Origin of the sequence: Verrucosispora sp. SN26_14.1, from assembly GCF_004307965.1 — a bacterium.
GTDB lineage: Bacteria > Actinomycetota > Actinomycetes > Mycobacteriales > Micromonosporaceae > Micromonospora.
In genome coordinates this window covers 1-5,000 of the sequence record NZ_SISL01000433.1, presented here as the reverse complement: position 1 = coordinate 5,000, position 5,000 = coordinate 1, and the positions used below count along the sequence as shown (strand labels likewise).

The 5,000-nt window shown below is 74.0% G+C and carries 6 protein-coding genes; 4 read left to right on the top strand and 2 right to left on the bottom strand.

Going from position 1 to position 5,000, the window contains the following annotated elements; genetic code table 11:
* The coding region (locus EYA84_RS26295) for a GDSL-type esterase/lipase family protein (protein ID WP_131056332.1) at window positions 1-560 on the top strand (560 nt) is incomplete at its 5' end.
* A 23-nt stretch (window positions 561-583) separates the two neighbouring features.
* Here the strand turns inward: EYA84_RS26295 and EYA84_RS26290 are convergent.
* Window positions 584-1,339, bottom strand: a complete 756-nt coding sequence (locus EYA84_RS26290) for an EcsC family protein (protein WP_131056330.1) — start codon at window positions 1,337-1,339, stop codon at window positions 584-586.
* Between the two features lie 195 nt (window positions 1,340-1,534).
* Between EYA84_RS26290 and EYA84_RS26285 the strand changes: the two genes are divergently transcribed.
* From EYA84_RS26285 to EYA84_RS26275, 3 genes are all read left to right on the top strand, one after another.
* Entirely contained in the window at window positions 1,535-2,446 is a 912-nt protein-coding gene (locus EYA84_RS26285) for a proteasome assembly chaperone family protein (protein WP_131056328.1), read from the top strand.
* Between the two features lie 136 nt (window positions 2,447-2,582).
* On the top strand, window positions 2,583-3,380 hold the full coding sequence (locus EYA84_RS26280) for an exodeoxyribonuclease III (RefSeq protein ID WP_131056326.1): 798 nt from the start codon (window positions 2,583-2,585) through the stop codon (window positions 3,378-3,380).
* Between the two features lie 110 nt (window positions 3,381-3,490).
* On the top strand, window positions 3,491-3,802 hold the full coding sequence (locus EYA84_RS26275; RefSeq protein ID WP_131056324.1) for an antibiotic biosynthesis monooxygenase: 312 nt from the start codon (window positions 3,491-3,493) through the stop codon (window positions 3,800-3,802).
* A gap of 85 nt (window positions 3,803-3,887) precedes the next feature.
* Here the strand turns inward: EYA84_RS26275 and EYA84_RS26270 are convergent, their stop codons facing one another.
* Window positions 3,888-4,526: a class F sortase gene (locus tag EYA84_RS26270; protein ID WP_131056334.1), complete on the bottom strand. Its 639-nt coding sequence runs from the start codon at window positions 4,524-4,526 to the stop codon at window positions 3,888-3,890.
* Window positions 4,527-5,000 lie beyond the last annotated feature (474 nt).

Below are 5,000 nucleotides of genomic sequence, written 5' to 3'. Positions count from 1 at the left end.
ACCGTGGTGGCCGCCTCGACCGACGGCCCACCGGGCAGGCCGAGCGGGCGGTACGCGACCGCGCCGACTACGTGACGGTGCTGATCGGCGCCAACGACGCCTGCCGGGGCACGATCGACGCGATGACCCCGGTGACCGAGTTCCGGGCCGAGGTGGACCGGGGGCTGCGGGTGCTGCGCGAGGGCCGCCCGAAGGCGCGGGTGCTGGTCGTCAGCATCCCGGACCTGTACCGCCTCTGGGAGGTCGGCCACGACGACTCGCGGGCGGCCCGCGCCTGGCGGCGGGGTGTCTGCCCGGCGCTGCTGGCCGACGCGACCTCGGACGCCCCCGCCGACCGGGCCCGCCGGGCGGAGTTCCGGGAGCGGATCGACGCCTACAACAGCCAGCTCCGCGCGGCCTGCCGGGCGTACGGCTCCCGGTGCCGCCACGACGGTGGGGCGGTGCACCGGGTCCGCTTCGACCTGGATCTGGTCAACCGGTTGGACTACTTCCACCCCGACACCGACGGCCAGTCCCGCCTCGCCGAGGTGACGTGGCGTTCCTCCGGCTACGCGGACTGACCGTCGGCGGCTCGCCCGCCGGACTACTCGGGAGAGATACGGGGTGCCGGGATGGGTGGGCCGTCGGGTCGGCGGTAGAGGGCCCGCGAGCGTTCGGCGAGCCCCTTGGTGGCAGAGGAGTTGGCCCAGGTGCCGAGGACGACCGCAGCGCCGGGCACCACCTTGGCGAAGAGCCGTTTCGCGGCACGTACGCCGGCCATCTGGGCCAGCCGTACGCCCAGCCGCAGCATCACCCGGCTCAGGGCCTGCTGCCCGCCACCACCGCCGAACAACGCACCGGCCCGTTCCCGTCCGGCCGCCACTCCCAGTGCCAGCCGGGCACTCGCCGCCACCTTGTGCACCTTCTGCAGCACCAGCAGGTCGGCGGCACGGTCGGGATGTGTCGGGTCCACCCCGTACGCGGCGGCGATGTGCAGCACCATCCGCGCCTGGGTCCAGGCCAGCACCCCCACGTCGATCACCGCGCCGGGCAGCCCGGCGGCACCGGAGACCGCACCGGAGAGCCGCGCCCGGTTGACGAAGCGGCGTACCGCCTTCTCTGCCAGGGCCTCCTCGGTGAGGCGCGGATGGTCGGCGCGGGCCTGCCGGGCCCACCGCGCCGCCTCCGGCCCGAGCCGGCGCACCGCCTCGATGGCGAGGTGCTCCGGCGCGTACTGCGGATCCTGGCGCATGCGGTCCCAGAGCGTGGCCGGCGGGGCCTCGACGGCCTCGCCCGCGGACGCCGGCCCGGCTGGCGCCGGGGTGACGGGCTGACCGTCGGCGGGGACGGAATCGCTCATCGCTCTCCCTTCGGTGACTTTCATCCATGTGTACCTCGTGACGGCAACGCGGTACCCCCGCCGGTTGTTGCTACACCGATGCCGGGCCGAGCGGCCCGCCGCAACAGGAATGCATCAGGATGACGGGTACGTTCTGGCGATCGGGACGCCGCCAACCCGGCGACCCGTGACGCGCACACCAGGGAGGCCGCACCGGTGCTCGACCCACACGAGCTCTACGAACTCACCGACGATCTGCCCGACCTCGGCCAACCGGTCCTGATCCAGGCGCTCACCGGCTTCGTCGACGCCGGTAACGCGAGCCGGCTGGCCCGCGAGCAGTTGCTCACCTCGCTGGACGCCCGCCCGATCGCCCGGTTCGACCTCGACCAGATGTTCGACTACCGCTCCCGGCGACCGGTGATGACCTTCGTCGAGGACCACTGGGAGAGCTACGACGCCCCGGCGTTGGAGCTGCACCTGCTGCGCGACGACGACGAAACCCCGTTCCTCCTGCTCACCGGCCCCGAGCCGGACCTGCAGTGGGAGCGGTTCGTGGCCGCCGTGGCGGGCCTGGGTGAGCGGCTGGACGTCCGGCTCACCGTCGGGCTCAACGCGATCCCGATGGCGGTGCCGCACACCCGTCCGACCGGCGTGACCGCGCACGCCACCCGGCGTGACCTGATCGCCGGCTACGAGCCCTGGCTGCAACGGGTGCAGGTTCCCGGCAGTGTGGGGCACCTGCTGGAGTTCCGCCTCGGTGAGGCGGGCCGCGACGCGCTGGGCTTCGCCGCCCACGTGCCGCACTACGTGGCACAGGCCGAGTACCCGGCCGCCGCCGAGGTGCTGCTGGCGTCGGTGTCGCGCAGCACCGGGCTGCTGCTGCCCCGCGACGGGCTGCACTCGGCCGCCGAGGTGGTCCGGGTCGAGATCGACCGGCAGGTCGCGCAGAACGACGAGGCCAGTGCGTTGGTGCAGGCCCTGGAGGAGCAGTACGACGCGTACGCCCGGGGCAAGGGTGAGCGGAACCTGCTGGCCGCCGAGAACGGTCCGCTGCCCACGGCGGAGGAACTCGGCGCCGAACTGGAACGCTTCCTCGCCGAGCAGACCCGCCCGCCGGAGGTGTAAGGAAGGGCACCTTATTAACGCCTCGTGCATAGCAGGGGTCCCCTCCTAACAGATCGCCTCCGCACACCGCCCGTCGCGACCCGCCGGGCTCGGGCGACACCGGGCAGGCCGGGCCGGGATACGGCAGGCTGGCACCATGCGCCTGGCGACCTGGAACGTCAACTCGGTGAAGGCCCGCCTGCCCCGACTGCTGGACTGGCTGGCCGGCACCGGGCCGGACGTGGTCTGCCTTCAGGAGACCAAGTGCCCCGACGGCGCGTTCCCCGTCGCCGAGGTGGGCGAACTCGGTTACACCGTGGCCAGCCACAGCGACGGACGGTGGAACGGCGTGGCCGTGCTGTCCCGGGTCGGGCTGGCCGACGTCACGGTCGGATTCCCCGGCGAACCGGGGTTCCCCGACCCGGAGGCCCGCGCCGTCGCCGCCACCTGCGACGGGCTGCGGGTCTGGTCGGTGTACGTGCCGAACGGCCGCGCCACCGACGATCCGCACTACGCGTACAAGCTGGCCTGGCTGGCGGCGCTGCGGGACGCGCTGGACGCGGAACTCACCGGCGGGCCGGCGCTGGCGGTCTGCGGCGACTTCAACGTGGCCCCGACCGACGAGGACGTGTGGGACCCGGCCCTGTTCGCGACCTCCACCCACGTCACGCCCGCCGAGCGGGCCGCGCTGGCGGCGCTGCGGGACCTCGGTCTCACCGACGTCGTGCCGACCCCGATGAAGGGGCCGCACCCGTACACCTACTGGGACTACCGGGCCGGGATGTTCCACCAGAACAAGGGCATGCGAATCGACCTGGTGTACGCCTCGGCGCCGGTGGCCCGTGCGGTCCGCTCCGCGTACGTGGACCGGGAGGCCCGCAAGGGCAAGGGTCCCTCCGACCACGCGCCGATCGTGGTCGACGTCGACCTCGTCCCGACGGTCGAGTCCTTCTGACCTCCCCCACCGCCCCGCGACCTCTCCCGCCGATCCTGGTACGCGACAGCCCCTCGTGGGGCATCCGAGTACCAAGATCTGCTGCGCTCATCCAGGTCTAGGGTGGAGACATGGCAGTAGTGAAGATCAACGCGATCGACGTCCCACCCGGTGCCGGCGAGGAACTGGAGAAGCGCTTCGCCGCCCGCGCCCGCGCCGTGGAGAACTCCCCCGGTTTCCTCGGCTTCGAGCTGCTGCGCCCGGTGGCCGGCGAGAGCCGCTACTTCGTGTACACGCGGTGGGAGACCGAGCAGGCGTACCAAGACTGGGCCAACGGTCCCGCCCGTGCCGCCCACGCCGCCCCGCCCGGTGCCGAGCAGCGTCCCCCGGTCGCCTCCGGCGCCAGCCTCCTTGAGTTCGAGGTCGTCCAGCAGGTTCCCTGACCGCAGCCGCCCGCTATCTGGCGCGTGGCACCGAGGGAGAGCGAGGCCGGGTCGGGCCGCGCCGACGACGACGCCGGCACAGTGGTCAGGCGGGGCGGGTGGTGGTGAGGCTGGCGAAGGCGATCACGTTGTCGGCGTAGCCGTCCGGCCCACCGAGCCACTCGCCGCCGCAGGTGATCAGCCGCAGAGTCGGTGGACCGTCGTGACCGTAGACGCGGTCGGCCGGCAACTGGTCCTTGGGGAAGCGCTCGACGGAGTCCACGGTGAAGACCGCCACCGAGCCGTCCTCCCGATTCACCTCGACCGTGTCGCCCACCCGGAGCCTGCCCAGGTCGTAGAAGACCGAGGGGCCGCTCTTGGTGTCCACGTGCCCGACGATCACCGCCGGGCCGGGGTCGCCGGGGACCGGCCCCCGGTCGTACCAGCCGGTCTCCTGGTGTCGGCTCAGCGGCGGCACCCCGATCGTGCCGTCCGGTGCGTCGCCGACCGGCTTCACCGGGGCGGAGACGTCGATCGAGGGCACCGAGAGGCTCACCGGTCGGGCCGCGGTCCGCGCCACGGGTGCCGAGGCCGACGTCTGATCGCCGCCGGTCGCGGCCCAGCCCAGCGGGGAACCGGCGGTCCGCCCCAACCCGGCCCCGGTGGCGAAGACACCGACCAGCACCAGCACCACGGCCAGCGGCAGCGACCACGGGCGACGGCCGGGCCGCTCGACCCGTTCCACGCGACGGGTCCGGACGCGGGCACCGGCGCCGACCGGGGCCCGACCCTCCACATCCGGCGGGATCGGCCCGTCCAGGTCGGTCGGGTACGCCCGCCCCGGCGGTGGAACGCCCGGACCCGGCCGTGGCACGCCCGGCGGCGGTACGCCCGGACCCGGCGGCGGGGTGTCGACGGGAAGGTGTGCCCACGGACGCGGCCGGCGCGGTGCGGCAGTCGGTGAGAACAGCGTCCCCGGCACGGCGTCCACGTCCGGGTGCGCGGTCCCACGCGGGGCGGCCACGGAGGGGCGAGAGGTGCCGGGTGAGGCGACCGTGGGTGGGCGGGGGCCGGGACGCGGCGGATCGGGCACGAAGAGGTCGAAACGGGGCGGGCTGCCTACCGGGCGGCTGCGCGGAGCACCGGCGACGGGCGACGGAGGGCCGGTTCGGGGCGTACCGCCGGAGCCGGTGGGTCGGGGCGCGCGAGGGGCGGGCAC